This is a genomic window from Lysinibacillus sp. EB106-09-02-XG168, from assembly GCF_058791475.1.
Window position 1 is genome coordinate 4,470,490 of record NZ_JBYTDN010000003.1, and the last position, 15,940, is coordinate 4,486,429.

The window sequence follows — 15,940 nt, forward strand, 5'->3', positions numbered from 1 at the left end:
ACCTTAGTATCCTTATAGGATATAATACCACTTGTTTTACTATGAATTCAATTACTTTTTTTACTATTTTAAATACAATGACTTTTTTCATATTTGCGCACATAAAAACCCCTTGCTACAAGTGCAGAAAACTGTTTCTTATAACAAGGGGTCAAGTCATTATTTATTTAGCTAACTGCATTGCTGGACCAAAGAATTCATAATGAATTTTTTCGTCTTTCACGCCAATCTCATGTAAATTTTCAATGATTGCTTCCATAAAGCCAACAGGCCCACATACGTAAACATCTGCATTATCGGCTACTTTTTCGGCTAACAATTCTTTTGAGATTTTCTTATTTTCATCCGAATATAACGCTGTATATGATGCATTTGGTAGCACATTTACTTTCTTTTTAATGTCATCGCTAAATGCTACAACTTTTTCATTGCGCGCACACTGGATAAAGCTCACTTCATTAGTTGCATCGTCTGTTAGTGATTGCAGCATACTATTTAAAGGTGTTACACCGATACCACCGCTTATAAATGTAATAGGAGTAGTAGTTTCCTCTAAAACAAATAGCCCTGCTGGAGCACTTACATCAACTAAATCTCCCACTTCTAATACGTCATGAATAAAGTTAGATACTTTACCGTTTGGCGTATGATCACTTTCACGTTTCACTGAAATGCGGTAGCCGTCTTCTGCACTTGCTTGCGAAAGCGTATACTGACGGTTCATTAAATATTGTTCACCTGGTACTTTCACACGGATACTGATATATTGACCTGGCTCATAAGCTGGTAGAGGCGAACCGTCTGCATTTTCAAAGTAGATAGATGTAACAAGATCACTTTCTACTACTTTTTTCGCCACTTTCAGTTGTTTAAATAAGCGCCAACCGCCATTAAGCTCAGCTTTTTGATATAGCTCTTCTTCTACTTGAATGAAGATATCTGCAATAACGCCATATGCTTCAGCCCAAGCATTAATAATATCATCTGTCGCTGCATCACCAAGCACTTCTTTAATTGCTTTTAATAAGTTTTCTCCAACAATTGGATAGTGCTCAGGTAAAATACCTAGACTACGGTGTTTATGAGCAATTAACATCACCGCTGGTAAAATAGCTTCTAAATTTTCAATATGAACCGCAGCAGCATAAACTGTGTTTGCTAATGCTGTTTGCTGGCGACCTTTTTCTTGGTTTGTATGGTTGAAAATATTTAATAATTCTGGATGAGCTTGAAACATATTTTTGTAAAACGTTTTAGTAATCTCCACTCCATGAACTTCTAATACAGGAACTGTCGCTTTAATAATTTGTACTGTTTCTTGTTTTAACATATCGCATACCATCCTTTCGTGATTACAATATAACGCTATCAATACCTTAAAGCAATATGTAAAATACATCTTTAACAAAATGGACATAATTGATGTATTTTAAATACATCTTTAAAAAAGTATTGAATTTATTATACTTCAATGTAAAAATGCTATAATTATTTTGAACTATAGAAAGTAGGGTGTTCTTATGCGCTTAACTTTATACACCGATTATTCTCTTCGAACACTCATTTATTTGGGTGCAAAGGATGAAGGCCAATTATCAACTATCCAAGAAATTTCTGATGCTTACAATATATCGAAAAACCATTTAATGAAGGTGACACATCAACTTGGATTATTGGGCTATATTGAAACGATTCGAGGACGGGGTGGAGGAATTCGCCTAGCGATTGATCCAAAAACCATTACAATTGGTGAAATCGTACGTCATACAGAAGAGGATTTTCATCTTGTCGAATGCTTTGACAAGGAAAATAATCTATGCAAAATTGCACCAGAATGTCAGCTAAAAGGCGTATTGTATGAAGCATTACAAGCTTATTTATCAGTCTTAGATCGCTATACGCTTGATGATTTTTTACATTCGAAAGAAAAGTTGATGGCACTGTTGCTTGGCGAATAAAAATACCCGCACAACTCAAGTTGGACGGGTATTTCTTATGTCTATATTGTTTATAATGCCTTTGAAAAGAAAATCATATCTCGTGCACGTATTCCATTTTCATAGATTGGCTCTGGATAATGACTGAAAAAATCTTTTTCAATTGCTTCCATACGAAAACCTGCTTTTTGATAGAATGCAATATTATCAATACTAGAATTTGCAGTCCCAACGATTATCGTTTGATATCCTTGTGTTTGACAAATTGTAGTTATTTGACGAAGCGCTTCTTTCCCAAGCCCTATACCTTGATACTTCGGTACGATTGCAATATTTTTTAATTCTACTGTCTTATCAGACTGTTCTAGAAGTAACGCTACACCCGCTAACTGCTCGCCACATTTAATCACATATAATTCACCATCATTTAAATATTTCTGAACAGCTTCTTCACTTTCATCGGCCAATAACAATTGTGGTAAATAGTCTTCCCTCACGCCTTCCACTTTCTTTAAAGATGTACGATATTGAACAAAATCTTCGCGCTCAAAAACATTTAAAACACAAGGTTGCTTTTCTTTGACCTCTAGCCATGAGTGCTCCTTCGGAAAATCATTTTCAACTCCGAGACGAATAAAAGGCAATTTTTCCTGTGCCTTTTGTGAGCGAATATTGACCTTTCTAGCTCCTGCAAAAACATACTTTAACCCTAATTCAAAAAACGCAATATCTAAAATGGCAATTTTAGATTGAAGATTATAGCCTTTACCCCAAAATTCATAGCCTAGCCATGAGCCAATATGACAGCTCTTTTTATTTTGATCAATAAACATCAATGCCGTTACACCAATCAGTTGCCCTTCCTCATCTAAAATAACACGAGGAACTGTCTTTCCTGCTTCTTCGTCCACACACTCACGTTTAATAAAATTAATCGTATCTTCCACTTTTCCAGCAGGTAACCCTAGTGCATCTCGGACCTGTGGCATGGAAGACAGTGCATGCATTGCTTCAGCATATTTTATAGCGTGTCTCACTAAAGTTACGGCCATATTCTATTCTCCTTTTAATATGATTGCGGCCTTTGCATTAGATTTTTGTATCATCCTCTAATAGCATAAAGCTTATTCATAAATTTAATTATATGTCAGTTGCCAAGATACACCGAAACGATCCTGAATCCAGGCAAATTTCTTTGAGAACCCATAATTATCTAGCTGCATTAACGCCTGTCCACCCTCTAAAATTCGAGCAGCCAGACTGTCGATTTCATCTATAGACTCACATTCCACAAAGATAGAAGTTGACGGTGTAAATGTAAAGTTATGTTGTATCACACTATCATTCACCATTATTTTCAAACCCTTTAAATGAAGAACAGCCATTGCAACCTGTTGTGAGTCTTCCATATAAGTTAAGCTTTCTACCTGTAACTCTGAAAACCATTGTTGATATTGCTGGATAGCTTCATTGGCTTGTCCTTGAAACATTAAAAACGTAGTGGCACTTTTCATTTATTTAACTCCCCTTCATATTTTGTAATCCATTGTGCTGGTGTCATTTTCGAAACAAGCTCTCCAATTAATTCATACGGAATATTATTAGTGTTTGTAAAACGAATACAACTTTTCCCCATATTAAGCTTTGTCGGTACTCGTTTCGCATATTCCTCTTCGAACCACGAGAGTAACGCCTGATCTGCATAAATGCCCATATGATAAACCGCAATATGACGTTTTTGTGCAGCAAGACTTATAAAGGGTAAGGGAGTATTCGGTGTACAATGGTAGCCCTTCGGATAAGTAGATAACGGGACAACATAACTTATCATGTCATAATTCATATTTTCTTCAAAACCCTCTGGTAAATTGCTTTCTACCACATCTACAAGTTTAGCAAAACCTTCCTGCCATTTTTCATCTACTTGCTCAATATATATGTTTTTCATACACTGCCCCCTTTTCAACATAGGATTATTACAAGGTGTATTTCTTTATAGAAGATCCATTCCATAACGTAGAATTGATTTCCGTTCCGACTAGGCGCTTTCCTGGGGACGTCCGATGTGCCCCAAAGAGTCAACTAGTCTACACTCCAATCGACTTAAATTTCATACTAAATATCATCCCTAATTTTTGATAATAAGCTGCCGTTTTTAATCTCGCTGTTGCGTAATGGTTGCTAGGCTAATCATAGGATTGCCAATTAGCACGAATATAACATCATTAAAAACAAACAAGAAAGCCTCTTGTTATTTATGCTTTACCTTCTGCTTTTGCTTTTCGGTATAATTCCTTTGTTTTGTAGCCTAGTCTAATAATTTCACGCATCTCCTCCAAGCGAGCTACCTGCGTCTCTTCCTTTTTCGCACTATAAATATAACGGGCCCAGTCTTTTTGATAGCCCGGCGTTAATCCATCATAAAATATTAAATCATCCGTATTTTCCGCAAGTGAATCACGCAATTGAGGAATCATACCTTCATAGTCGCTTACGCACTGACTACTCGCTGTCTTCTTCTTGCCACGGCTTTTGCCATCTCTTCTTATGCTTAATATTGAAAATGTCTCATCTAAAGACATAAGACTCGCAAACTTATAATCACTGCCAACCATGTATTTTTCATCGTCTACTTGAATAGCCGGGAAGATTTCATCGCGATGAATAAACTGTTCATATTTCTTATTACCCTTTTTCGGATACACAAAAAATAAATAGCCTTGTTCAACGAGAGTGTTTAACTTTATTTCATTTTGTAAGTACGTTACCATTTCATCAATAGTAAATACAAAGGTAATGATTCGATCATGAGGTGTATTCCCTGATTGGGGTATTCCTTCTAGTAACATATCCTGCGGCTGATTATGAATAGCAATGGACAATCCATCTTGAAGTTTAAATTTCTTTTGCATAGTTTTGACACCTCTTTTAATGATCAATACAATTTTCTCTTAGTTTTGATAGTATAGCTGATTTAATGAAAAATTCGTACAAAAAAACGCTCAAATTTTCTCGAGCGTTTCGTTTACATTGAAAAAAGCTATTTTATTTTGGTAGTCGCTACTATTCCTTTAATAATCGGAATGGCTGCTCCAATAAGCACTATCGGCAGGAACCACCAGCCAATATTCTCTCCCTCACCAAGTGCAATGCGTACCATTTGAAATGATATAGCTGCAAATAAAATGAGACAAAGGTTTTTTACTTCATTTAGTATTTTTCGGCTATTTAAATAAAAAGCCTCAACATTACTTTCATTTAAGCGTGCTGGGTAATTATGCGTATGCGGAACCCTTTCAAGGAACCCTAAAAAAATCCATAGAAATAGTCCGATAAACGGGAGGATAAATAATTCTATTTTGGAACCCCAGCGATCAACTTCTCCTGCTCCATTAAAATGTCCTGGAATCTCCTCAGGTAGGTTGCCCCACATAGCCAAAATATAAAGGATGGACAGTACAAATAATCCACCACCGATATAGTCCAAAATTTTTTCATATGTTGTTTTCGGCAATTTCAAAACAGGTCTATACATCTTCCCACATCCTTGCTTATTCCTTTACTATTCCTACGTTACTACAGTTCATTTAGTTTCAAATTTGCGCAAATTGTCTTAATTGTTTGCTATATATACATAACTATCCGCTTCCATTAACAGTAAAACAGCACTTTATTCTACCTTTTTTATCATTTTTTCTACAAATTACGTCCTTACTCTTCCTATTCAATATAGTAGCAATTCTCATAATACTTTGTAAAATCAATATAATCTGATATAAATGGTATATACATATTTCATTTTTTTGTAACATTTCTACTAAATTACTGAGAAAGGAAACGACAACTATGCGATTTACTATCTATAAGAAGTTAGTACTCGGTTTTTTTATTGTTATTTTAGTATTAATCGGCACAATAGGATTAAATTTCAAGCAGCTTAATTCAGTAAACAAAACATATCGTGTGTTACTCGAAGAACAAACAACTAAATCAATTGGTATTCAAGAGCTACGCGCGATTGCTAAACAAGAAATTGTAAATATCAGAGGCTATCTATTACTTGGTAACAAGCAAAATCTTCAAAGTAATACGGCTTCACGTGAAGATTTTAAAAAGAAATATGATGAATTAAAGGCTTCGTTCTATTCTCAAAAATCTATTGAATTATTAGAGGCAATCCATAAAAGCGAGCAAGATGTCCAAAAGTTCGCAGATCGAATGTTTTCATTAAAGGATGCTGGAGAAACAGAGCAATACGAAAAGCTCGATAGTACACAAGGCCGCATACTTATTAAACAATTCGATAACCGTGTAGCTAACCTTGCAAACTACCAAGATGAATATATAAAAGAAAAAATCGCTGCTACATCAAAAGAAATACAATCTATTAAATTCCAAATGATTATTCTCGGTGTGTTTGCCGTTGTCATTAGTCTGATAATCGCTATGATCATGGGAAGCCTTATTTCCCGCCCTATCAAGAGAATGGCAAAGACTGCAAAAGAGATTGCTGGGGGCGATTTAACAGCTGAGCAAATTCAAATTAAGAATCGTGATGAAGTTGGCGATTTAGCACTTGCCTTTAATCAAATGGCGGCAAACTTAAAGGATCTTATTACAAATGTACGTCATAACACTGTACAAGTAAGTGGTTCTGCTGCTGAGTTAACCGCAAGTGCTGAACAAACTATTCAAGCGACTGAACAAATCACTTCCTCTATACAAGAAGTAGCAAGCGGCTCCGAAGCTCAAGGTAAAAATGCTACTGAAAGCTCGGTAGCTATGAAATCTATGACTAAAGGCATTCAACAATTGGCTGTGACTACAGCTGCTGTTTCAGAGCTTGCTATAGAGACAAATACGGAAGCGAATAAAGGAAATAAATCACTTCACCGTGTTATTACACAGATGGACACCATCAATTCAGCGGTTTTAGAATCTGCTAGCGTTGTGAAAGATTTAGAAAACCATTCTGTTGAAATCGGAAATATTATTAGCCTCATTACAGATATTGCAGAGCAAACAAATTTACTAGCATTGAATGCTGCAATTGAGGCAGCACGTGCAGGAGATCATGGTCGAGGCTTTGCAGTAGTTGCGAATGAAGTAAAAAAATTAGCGGAGCAATCCAAACTATCTGCTGAACAAATTGCAACTTTGATTTCAGAAATCCAACAGAATACACATCAGGCCGTAGCTGTTATGGATACTGGTACACAAGAGGTTCAAGTAGGTATGCAAGTTGTAAAAGTAGCGGAGGAAGGCTTCTCAAAAATCGTTGAACTGACAGAACATGTATCCAAACAAATTCAAGAAGCAACGACAGTTTCAGAGGAAATGTCATCAAGCGCTGAGCAAATTTACGCATCCTTTGATGAAATTGCAACAATCGCACAGATGTCTTCTTCCAATTTACAAAATGTAGCTTCTGCTTCCGAGGAGCAGCTAGCAACTATTGAAGAAGTGGCCGCTTCCGCTGCCACACTATCAAACATGGCCGAGGAATTACAAACACAGGTTTCTCGTTTTAAGGTGGAATAACAATAGATAATTGAAAATTAACATTTAGCAATAAGTTCCATAATAAGACTCCTGAATTGCATTTATTAATTAAATACAATTCGGGAGGAGTTAACTTTTACAAGTCTTTAAATCTAACTAATGCTCTGCTTACTCAAATAAAGCCACTCTTGTATTACAAGAGGTTGTCTAAGCCATGAATTGATAGTATTAAGTGAGTTAAATTATTTATTTTTTTAACATTTTCCTATATGAAAAAGGACTCTGATTATTCCTAGATGGTATCTATCGGACATTCATTTATATGTACAGGATTCTTCGATTTACGAAAGATTCCCAGTACGAGAGCACGGGAATCTAATCAATTAAAGCCTCTTCCTTGTACTTTTCATTTAACACACTTAACATCTTAATTATTGCCGTTTCCTCACTCGGTACTTGTAAGGACGCAAGCTCACGTACTTCATGTTCACCTACACAAACGCTTTCTTTTGCCTTTGCAAACATGGACGCATCATTCGTATCATTACCAAATGCGATAAATTCACCTTCAGCGACACCTAACTTCGTTAAACCATTCCATTTATCTATGCCACTCGGGCTCATATCTACAATATTTTCAGATGTATGTTCATATAACGAGATTGGTAGTTTTTTTAGTTCACCTATTATTTCATTACGTTGCTCTCCAGGGAATAATACAACTTTCACTATATCCTTCAACTCTTGCAACGAAACATTTTTCGCAAGTTTTAATGGATCTAAATTTTGATAAATTGGATGTGTCTCACTACCTGTATATGCATAATCCCAATCTCCGTCTATTAAATAAGGCAATCGAAATGCTGAAATAATGTTTTGAATCTCTTCTACAATTTTTGCTTCAAATGCTGTTACCTCAATAATCTCTCCGTTCTGTGCAACAAATGCTCCATTTCCCCCTACCATTGAAAATTTTCGCATTGTTTCAGGTAATACTGGTAATAAATCACGAATCGGACGAGCTGATGCAAAAATGATTTCATGCCCGTTTTCGATGCAAGCTTCTAAAGCAATAGTTACTCCCTCACTTAATGGTTGACCCTTAAAGCAAATCGTACCGTCTAAATCAAATACAAATTTCATTGTCACGCCCTCTTTCTAAACTATTAATTACCCATTCATTATCTCATAAATTTACATTTATTATAGAAATAATAATGCTTATTATAATAACGTGGGGTTGATTTCCATTCCGGCTGGGCGCTTTCCTGGGAGCGTCCGATGAGTCGCTTGGGCCAACATGATGTTGGTCACGAAGGCGTTATCACAGGATGTGATGCTCTTAGCCTTTGTTCCCCTATCTGCTCGCTCCAGGGTCTCATCTGTGACGCTGATCCCCAAGGAGTCACCCAGCCTCCACTTCAATCAACCTTTATACGTGGCATAGGCTTTACAAAACCTCCCCCCAAATTTCAGAGAAAAGTTAAAAATGAAGGAATTTTTTATTATTATCAAATGATTGACTTTATAATAATTTGTTGCCCATCAAAACAAAACAGAAAAGAAATAATTTTTAGAATATTATTGACAAATCAAAAATATCGCAGTATGATTGCTTTCAACAACACATTATTGTAGGCCAAGATTGGAAATAGTAGAAATGTAAGTGTACTTGTAGAGAGTCGGTGGTTGGTGCAAACCGATAGGCACACATTTTGAACTCGTCCATGAGCCACTCCCTGAACTTTAAGTAAGGGACGTCGGTTTCCTCCGTTAACGGGATAGACAGTGATAGCTGTCGATAAGGGGGCTTTTTTCCGTAAAGAGAAAGTCAATTAGAGTGGTACCGCGAGCATAAACTCGTCTCTATATTTTTATATAGAGGCGAGTTTTTTTATTTTTATTGGCCTAGGTGTGGATTTCGTCTCTAGCAGAACTAATAGTTCATAGCAGAGACAATATCAATATTACTACTACAAAAGGAGTGTTTGAAAATGGGAAGAAAAATTTGGGTGTTTGATACGACTTTACGTGATGGCGAGCAAGTGCCAGGTGCAAAACTGAATTTATATGAAAAAGTAGAGATTGCTCAGCAACTCAAAAAATTAGGCGTCGATATTATCGAAGCTGGGTTCCCTGCTTCATCACAAGGAGATTTTGATGCAGTTAAAGCTGTTGCACAAAAAGTTGGGAATACAAACGACATTATGATTACCGCTTTAGCACGTGCTGTACAGGCAGATATTGATGCTGTTTATAATGCTGTAAAATACGCAGAAAATCCAATGATTCATATGGTACTCGGTACTTCTGATATTCATGTTGAGAAAAAATTTAGTAAATCCAAGGATCAAATTCTACAGATCGGGGTAGATGCAGTAAAATATGCGAAAACTCTTCTACCACAAGTCCAGTATTCAACAGAAGACGCTTCCCGTTCAGATTTCGAGTATCTTTGGAAGACGATCGAAGCCGTAATGAAGGCTGGTGCAACGATGATAAATGTACCTGACACAGTCGGCTTTGCAGAACCAGAAGAATTTGGAGCGATGATTTATAAACTAAATGAGCGTATGAAAAACTTAAACGATAGCGTGCTGTTAAGTGTTCATTGCCATAATGATCTTGGCATGGCAACAGCTAATACGCTTGCTGCGATTAAAAACGGCGCAGATAAAGTAGAATGTACAATTAACGGTATCGGTGAACGCGCAGGAAATGCTGCATTAGAAGAGGTCGTCATGGCATTGAAGACACGTAGCTCTGTATATAATGCTGAGACGCGTATTAACACAAGAGAAATTATGAATACGTCTCGTCTTGTTTCAAGCTTTATGGGCTTAGACGTACAAGTAAACAAAGCGATTACTGGAGATAATGCTTTTGCCCATTCATCTGGTATTCATCAAGACGGTCTTCTTAAATCTCGTGATGCCTATGAGATTGTCCATCCAGAAGATGTAGGTCTTGACGATATGGAGCTAGTTCTGACAGCTCGCTCTGGACGTCACGCGGTGAAAAATGCTCTTGAAAAACTTGGCTTTTCAAATCTTACGGCGGATGAATTCGAAGGAATCTTCGAAGGCTTCTTAAAGCTGGCTGATGCAAAGAAAGAAGTTTACGATCACGATTTATATGTTATTGTGGAAAGCTATTATGAAAAGCACGACGCAAACAATGCAAATGCCACTCACTATAGTGATCAGTTCTTTGACTTCGATGATTTACAAGTCGTCAGCAACGCAAGCTTCCCTTCCGCAAGTGTAAAAGTTCGTAAAGGTGGCGAGGTATTTAAAGCAAGTGCAGTTGGCTCAGGTCCAATTGATGCCCTTTATTCAGCAATCGCAGAAATTACGAACATTGATGTAAAACTTGTGGAATATAATATTAATAGCGTTTCGCGCGGTAAAGAAGCGCTTGGTAAAGTAAAAATTACAATCGAACATGAAGGCGAAAAGTATATCGCAAAAGCCGCAGATACAGATATTTTAAAAGCGAGTGCGCTAGCTTATATTAATGCGATCAATAGTATCGTAGTTGCTAAATTAACGCCTGTTATGAATTAAATAATAGATCAATTATGCCCCGGCATAATTGCGTCCGGAATCGGCTTTGTGCTTAGGCCTGCACGAGGACCTACACGATGTCGGTCATTTCGGTAATGCCACAGAACGTGGCGTTTTTACCGATGCAGGTCAGTTAGCCGTTATTGCATGGATGCGATGATTTTAGGCTAACATCCCCTAAGCACTCCTTTCCGATGCCGTGACATCCGCCGGAGGCTTTAACTTCTTTCATCTGAAAGAAGTTAAAAGCAGTATGACATTATTTGGAGTCATACTGCTTTTACTTTTCCTATCGACTGCCCTCCACTAACTTTTGATATTCCTCTTCAATTAGTGCAACATCAAGACGTTCAAACAGCGGTGTCACTTCGTTAATGCTTGCTGGTAAGTCTACTTGTTCCTGCCACATCACTTCTTTGATCCCTAACATTTTTCTCACCTTCTCAGCTGAAAACGGTAAAAATGGCTGTAATAGCTGTCCAAGGTTGGCAATAATATAAACACATGTCACTAATGTTTGATTTCCAGCTTCCACATTCTCTTTCACCTGTAGCCATGGCTGCTGCTCGTCAAAATAGCGATTAGCTGCACGAATATATTCAAAAACAGCCTCTAACGCTTGCTTAAAATGACCCGCTTCTATATGATTCCCAACATCCTTAAACAGCTGAGTTGTTTGTATTCGAATAGTGTCATCTACCTCTGCATGAGGCACTTGACAATCAAACGATTTCTCTAAAAATTTCAATGTACGATTAACAAAATTACCGTAAGCGCCAAGTAATTCGCCATTATGACTATAAATAAATTCTCGCCAAGAGAAATCCGTATCGCGATTTTCTGGCGCATTCATTGTTAAAAAATAACGAATGGAATCTGCATCATATCGACTTAAAATATAAGGCACCCATACCGCCCAGTTTTGGCTCGTCGATAATTTTCGTTTTTCTAATGTTAAATATTCATTTGATACAATATGTGTAGGTATTGCCTTCGCTCCTATCCCCATAAGTATGGCTGGCCATATAACTGTATGGAACGGGATATTATCTTTACCATGCACATAATATGAAATCGTTTCTTCATTCCACAAATCTTCAATCGCAATTTGGTGCTGCTTTGCCCATTCCAAACTCGCTGTTAAGTAGCCCGCTACTGCTTCAATCCACACATATATTTTTTTGCCTTCAAAGCCTAGTACTGGCACATCTATTCCATTTGGTAAATCCCTTGTTACAGCACGGTCTGGGACCCCTTCTGCCAAGTAACGCTCTGTTAGACTTAAGGCATTGTCTCGCCAGCGTTTTTCTGCCTTTGCCTCCGCTAAATAAGTCTCTAGCCTCCCCTGAAACTGACTAAAGGCAAAATAAAAATGCTCTGTCTCCTTGATAATTGGTGCATTCCTACAAATCTTGCAGCGTTTATCGATTAAATCGAGCGGGTCTAAAATGGTTGAGCAATTATCACATTGGTCACCACGTGCCTTCGCACCACAGCTTGGACAAGTCCCCTCGACAAATCGGTCAGGCAAAAACTGCTTGTCTGTTTCACAATAAGCCTGTTCAATTTTCTTTTTGTATAAAAAATTGTTCGCTAATAGCTGTAAAAAAATTGTTTGAACAGATTCATGGTGGTGCTGCGCATCTGTCCGCGTATACAAATCATAGGTAAATCCTAATTCATTGAAGCATTTTGAAAACTCTTCATGATAATGATTAGCAATTGCTTCCGTTGTCGTATTTTCCTGTGCAGCCCGAATAGAAATCGGAGTGCCATTACAGTCACTTCCTGAAACATATAATACCTTCTCGCCCTTTTGTCGATAATATCTAGCCAAAATATCACCCGGTAATAATGCGGCAACATGCCCTAAATGCAAAGAACCATTTGCATATGGCCACGCGCCTCCAATAACAATTGTCATCCTAAGTTGCTCCCCTCGAAAAAATGTAAAAAGTGTAGATCAATTACGCCTCGGCTTAATTGCCACTGACGCTTCGCTTTCGCGCAGATAAACAATCCGTGACATCCGCCGGAGGCTTTATCTTCATTCAGGCAAGTCCTGAATGAAGATAAAAAAAACGCCCTAATCAAAATTGATTAGGACGAGTTTACCCGTGTTACCACCTATATTTACAAATAGCTCTCACTATTTGCCTCCATCAGTGCGTCTCATTTAAAATTTCAATGAGAGATACTGCCGCTGTTATAACGAGTGCCCATCTCGTCGTAATCTACTCGCAAACCCGCTTTCGGTACGAAGCTCAAAGGTCATTTTCAAAATGGGACATTTACCTCATTTCCACCAACAGAGGCTCTCTATATAATGCTTATCCAATTTACTTTTCCTTATCAATGCTTTCATTATAGATTTCCACTATCTTACTCTTTTTAATTATGAATTGCAATGTATGTCGATAAATCGTTCCTATTTCTCTATAAACTGAAAATAGTCGAAAAAAATTTTATCCTAACTTTAAATCAAGTAACTCTTTTAAATCATCAATAACTGTGTCCGCTTTCTGTAATTCTGTTTCCTGTGCAAAGTCGAAGCGAACACCAACAGAGAATAACTGATTGTCATGAGCTGCTTGAATATCAGAAGAACGATCACCAACAACTGCCCCGCGTTCAATGGTATTTTCCTCAATTACCTTTTTCACTAAATCCGATTTATGACCACTCGAAATGGACTGAATACTATATGTACTTTTAATAAAACGTTGTAATTGATAAGTTTCTACTATCGCCTGTAAATACTCAATTTGTCCATTACTAGCAATGAATAAATCATAGTTATCCGCCAAATTAGCAAGTGTTTGCTCTGCATGTGGATACAATGCACCTTGACGATTCCGTATTTGTTCAATGAGCTTAACATGAAATAATGCATTGCTTTCTTCCCGTGTCTCTAGCGTGTGCATAGGACATAACGTTTCCCACACAACAGGTAATGAAACACCCATAATTTCGCGGTATTTCTCTATTGGTGTTTCCCCCTGCCACAAGCCCTTTGCACGTAGCACATCGAACGTTGCCGATAGTGCTGGCTCTAATATAAGATTTGTTTGAAATAAAGTACCGTCCATATCAAAAATAATAGCTTTTTTCATAAAATCACCCCTTCTACTATTATCAACGTATTCATTAGAAGGAGTGTTGCAACCTTTAGACATCAAAAAACTCCATATGCATTTTTTCCTTTTTATAATAATCCAATCGATCCTGTAAAGTCCCTGTATGAAATTCGAACTTATGACCGTCTGGATCTGTGAAATAAATCGATTTTTTATCTCTCACATCTCTTTGTCTACCTTCTAGGATATTGACATTAAGTTGAATTAACTTTTCATACATTTTATCAAAATCATCCTCATGGATAGAAAAAGCTATATGTGTATAGGATTGATGTATTTCATTACGAGGAATATCTTTTTCTACATTCAGGGCAAGCCACAGCCCATTTACATCAAAATAGGCTGTACTTTTCCCCTTCACTAATAATTTAGCGTCAAAAACCTTTTCATAGAATGCAATGGATTCCTCTAAATTTGACACTGAAAATAATAAATGATTTATGCTTTGGATTGCCATATGTGTGTCCCCCAACTATGAGATAACCGTTCAACCTCATATCAAGTTTCGTTTAATTTAATTTTTTACCTTTCTTCCCCTTCGCAATTTGCTTTGATTTGCGTTGCTCATTAAGTTTTGCCTGTGCATTTGCTTTTCGTTCGATAAAAGCAAGCTCTCTTTGCAATTTAAAGTAGCTTTGAAGACGGGATTGTTCAAGCACACCATCTGTAATAGCTTGCTGTACAGCACAATGCGGCTCCTTCTGATGTTTGCAATCTCTGTAACGACAGGCTGCAGAAAATTCCTCAATGTCCTTAAAACTAGAGGATAAGCTGTCACTCTGATCCCATAATTGTAATTCTCGCATTCCAGGTGTATCAATTAAACAGCCACCACCTGGCAATAAAACTAATTCACGATGTGTAGTTGTATGGCGCCCCTTCGCATCATCTTCACGAATATCCGAAACCTTCATATAGTCCTCACCACTAAGGGCATTCGTCAATGTGGATTTCCCTGCGCCAGAAGAACCAAGCAGTGCTCCTGTTACGCCTTCCGTAAATAGCGCGCGAATATCCTCTAAGCCCTCCCCTGACAGAGCACTAGTCACAAAAATATCCACACCGAACGCAACAGACTCAACCTCACATATCTTACTAGCAATATCTTCACACAGATCAGCCTTCGTCAATACAACGACCGGCTTCGCACCTGAATCCCACGCAGCTACTAAATAACGTTCTAAACGACGAATATTAAAGTCTGCATTTAAGCTCATCACTAGAAGCACGATATCAACATTCGATGCTACGATCTGCTCTTGTATTTCCAACCCCGCAGCCTTACGCGAAAAGACTGATTTTCGCGTAAACAATTTATGAATAATCGCCTTTTCCTCACCAGGCATTTTCTCAACTAAAACCCAATCCCCAACTGCCGGGAAATCCTCACGTGCTAATGATGTATACGCGTAATGTCCAGCAATTGTCGCTAGCCACTCTCCTTCTTCAGCCAGCACACGATAGGAATGCTTATGCTCCAATGTAACCCTAGCCGGCACACAATTCGCTAACTTAGCCTCCTGTTTAAATCCAGTCATTTGCTCTTCAAAATACGTTAAAAATCCTAAAGTTGTTAAATTCAATTATTTTCCTCCTAAATATGCATATCGTTTATCGTCACTTTAAAATAAACACAAAAAAACCATGTCTCTGCGCAATTCGGCAGTTACAAGGTTCACAGGCACATTTAAGAGAATATACAAAACACCACAATCATGAATTAAATCTCGCTACTATGTGTGGTTAAATTGTATATTTTAGGCGTGTGAAATTGAACAAACCGAATTGCTGTTCGTTA

General features: G+C 37.5%; 14 protein-coding genes and 2 other annotated features. Of the genes, 3 read left to right on the forward strand and 11 right to left on the reverse strand.

Features of this window, described 5'->3' with window-relative positions; translation table 11 throughout:
* Nucleotides 1-163: 163 nt before the first annotated feature.
* Nucleotides 164-1,330, reverse strand: coding sequence for an NO-inducible flavohemoprotein (hmpA, locus tag AC3WSO_RS22590; protein ID WP_492533818.1), 1,167 nt, complete (start codon nt 1,328-1,330; stop codon nt 164-166).
* A 190-nt stretch (nt 1,331-1,520) separates the two neighbouring features.
* Here hmpA and AC3WSO_RS22595 point away from each other — a divergent pair, with 190 nt between their 5' ends.
* The gene (locus AC3WSO_RS22595; RefSeq protein ID WP_079562208.1) at nt 1,521-1,958 is read left to right on the forward strand and encodes an Rrf2 family transcriptional regulator; all 438 of its coding nucleotides are present in this window, start codon (nt 1,521-1,523) and stop codon (nt 1,956-1,958) included.
* A 50-nt stretch (nt 1,959-2,008) separates the two neighbouring features.
* On the opposite strand, the gene AC3WSO_RS22600 is transcribed toward AC3WSO_RS22595, so the two are convergent.
* The 5 genes from AC3WSO_RS22600 to AC3WSO_RS22620 form a co-directional block, all read right to left on the reverse strand.
* Nucleotides 2,009-2,989, reverse strand: coding sequence for a GNAT family N-acetyltransferase (locus AC3WSO_RS22600; RefSeq protein ID WP_492533819.1), 981 nt, complete (start codon nt 2,987-2,989; stop codon nt 2,009-2,011).
* Between the two features lie 84 nt (nt 2,990-3,073).
* Entirely contained in the window at nt 3,074-3,451 is a 378-nt protein-coding gene (locus AC3WSO_RS22605; RefSeq protein ID WP_492533821.1) for a VOC family protein, read from the reverse strand.
* Nucleotides 3,448-3,885, reverse strand: coding sequence for a DUF1801 domain-containing protein (locus AC3WSO_RS22610; protein WP_492533823.1), 438 nt, complete (start codon nt 3,883-3,885; stop codon nt 3,448-3,450). The genes AC3WSO_RS22605 and AC3WSO_RS22610 overlap by 4 nt, the downstream gene beginning before the upstream one ends.
* Nucleotides 3,886-4,192: 307 nt before the next feature.
* Nucleotides 4,193-4,849, reverse strand: coding sequence for a YdeI/OmpD-associated family protein (locus tag AC3WSO_RS22615; RefSeq protein ID WP_492533825.1), 657 nt, complete (start codon nt 4,847-4,849; stop codon nt 4,193-4,195).
* Nucleotides 4,850-4,977: 128 nt separating this feature from the next.
* A complete protein-coding gene (locus AC3WSO_RS22620; protein WP_492533826.1) occupies nt 4,978-5,472 on the reverse strand; it encodes a DUF1648 domain-containing protein in 495 nt (164 codons plus the stop codon).
* A 311-nt stretch (nt 5,473-5,783) separates the two neighbouring features.
* Between AC3WSO_RS22620 and AC3WSO_RS22625 the strand changes: the two genes are divergently transcribed.
* On the forward strand, nt 5,784-7,478 hold the full coding sequence (locus AC3WSO_RS22625; protein ID WP_492533828.1) for a methyl-accepting chemotaxis protein: 1,695 nt from the start codon (nt 5,784-5,786) through the stop codon (nt 7,476-7,478).
* Nucleotides 7,479-7,814: 336 nt separating this feature from the next.
* Here AC3WSO_RS22625 and AC3WSO_RS22630 read toward each other — a convergent pair whose 3' ends face one another.
* Complete coding sequence (locus tag AC3WSO_RS22630) at nt 7,815-8,582, reverse strand: HAD-IIB family hydrolase (RefSeq protein ID WP_492533830.1); 768 nt, start codon at nt 8,580-8,582, stop codon at nt 7,815-7,817.
* Nucleotides 8,583-9,071: 489 nt separating this feature from the next.
* Nucleotides 9,072-9,310: a binding site (T-box leader), on the forward strand.
* Nucleotides 9,311-9,433: 123 nt separating this feature from the next.
* Here AC3WSO_RS22630 and AC3WSO_RS22635 point away from each other — a divergent pair.
* Nucleotides 9,434-11,005 (forward strand): 2-isopropylmalate synthase, encoded by a 1,572-nt coding sequence (locus tag AC3WSO_RS22635; protein WP_492533831.1) that lies wholly within the window; start codon nt 9,434-9,436, stop codon nt 11,003-11,005.
* A gap of 289 nt (nt 11,006-11,294) precedes the next feature.
* On the opposite strand, the gene metG is transcribed toward AC3WSO_RS22635, so the two are convergent.
* The 4 genes from metG to rsgA all read right to left on the reverse strand — a co-directional run bounded on the left by metG (nt 11,295) and on the right by rsgA (nt 15,725).
* On the reverse strand, nt 11,295-12,929 hold the full coding sequence (gene metG, locus AC3WSO_RS22640) for a methionine--tRNA ligase (RefSeq protein ID WP_492533833.1): 1,635 nt from the start codon (nt 12,927-12,929) through the stop codon (nt 11,295-11,297).
* A gap of 174 nt (nt 12,930-13,103) precedes the next feature.
* Nucleotides 13,104-13,370: a binding site (T-box leader), on the reverse strand.
* A 100-nt stretch (nt 13,371-13,470) separates the two neighbouring features.
* On the reverse strand, nt 13,471-14,118 hold the full coding sequence (locus AC3WSO_RS22645) for an HAD hydrolase-like protein (RefSeq protein WP_492533835.1): 648 nt from the start codon (nt 14,116-14,118) through the stop codon (nt 13,471-13,473).
* A gap of 55 nt (nt 14,119-14,173) precedes the next feature.
* The gene (gene fosM, locus AC3WSO_RS22650; RefSeq protein WP_492533836.1) at nt 14,174-14,599 is read right to left on the reverse strand and encodes a FosM family fosfomycin resistance protein; all 426 of its coding nucleotides are present in this window, start codon (nt 14,597-14,599) and stop codon (nt 14,174-14,176) included.
* A 52-nt stretch (nt 14,600-14,651) separates the two neighbouring features.
* Complete coding sequence (gene rsgA, locus AC3WSO_RS22655) at nt 14,652-15,725, reverse strand: ribosome small subunit-dependent GTPase A (RefSeq protein WP_492533838.1); 1,074 nt, start codon at nt 15,723-15,725, stop codon at nt 14,652-14,654.
* Nucleotides 15,726-15,940 lie beyond the last annotated feature (215 nt).

Coding starts and splice junctions, on each gene's coding strand:
- hmpA (WP_492533818.1), bottom strand. CDS start 1,330: ATGTTAAAACAAGAAACAGTACAAATTATTAAAGCGACAGTTCCTGTA.
- AC3WSO_RS22645 (WP_492533835.1), bottom strand. CDS start 14,118: ATGAAAAAAGCTATTATTTTTGATATGGACGGTACTTTATTTCAAACA.
- AC3WSO_RS22595 (WP_079562208.1), top strand. CDS start 1,521: ATGCGCTTAACTTTATACACCGATTATTCTCTTCGAACACTCATTTAT.
- AC3WSO_RS22630 (WP_492533830.1), bottom strand. CDS start 8,582: ATGAAATTTGTATTTGATTTAGACGGTACGATTTGCTTTAAGGGTCAA.
- AC3WSO_RS22605 (WP_492533821.1), bottom strand. CDS start 3,451: ATGAAAAGTGCCACTACGTTTTTAATGTTTCAAGGACAAGCCAATGAA.
- AC3WSO_RS22600 (WP_492533819.1), bottom strand. CDS start 2,989: ATGGCCGTAACTTTAGTGAGACACGCTATAAAATATGCTGAAGCAATG.
- AC3WSO_RS22615 (WP_492533825.1), bottom strand. CDS start 4,849: ATGCAAAAGAAATTTAAACTTCAAGATGGATTGTCCATTGCTATTCAT.
- metG (WP_492533833.1), bottom strand. CDS start 12,929: ATGACAATTGTTATTGGAGGCGCGTGGCCATATGCAAATGGTTCTTTG.
- AC3WSO_RS22610 (WP_492533823.1), bottom strand. CDS start 3,885: ATGAAAAACATATATATTGAGCAAGTAGATGAAAAATGGCAGGAAGGT.
- fosM (WP_492533836.1), bottom strand. CDS start 14,599: ATGGCAATCCAAAGCATAAATCATTTATTATTTTCAGTGTCAAATTTA.
- AC3WSO_RS22625 (WP_492533828.1), top strand. CDS start 5,784: ATGCGATTTACTATCTATAAGAAGTTAGTACTCGGTTTTTTTATTGTT.
- AC3WSO_RS22635 (WP_492533831.1), top strand. CDS start 9,434: ATGGGAAGAAAAATTTGGGTGTTTGATACGACTTTACGTGATGGCGAG.
- AC3WSO_RS22620 (WP_492533826.1), bottom strand. CDS start 5,472: ATGTATAGACCTGTTTTGAAATTGCCGAAAACAACATATGAAAAAATT.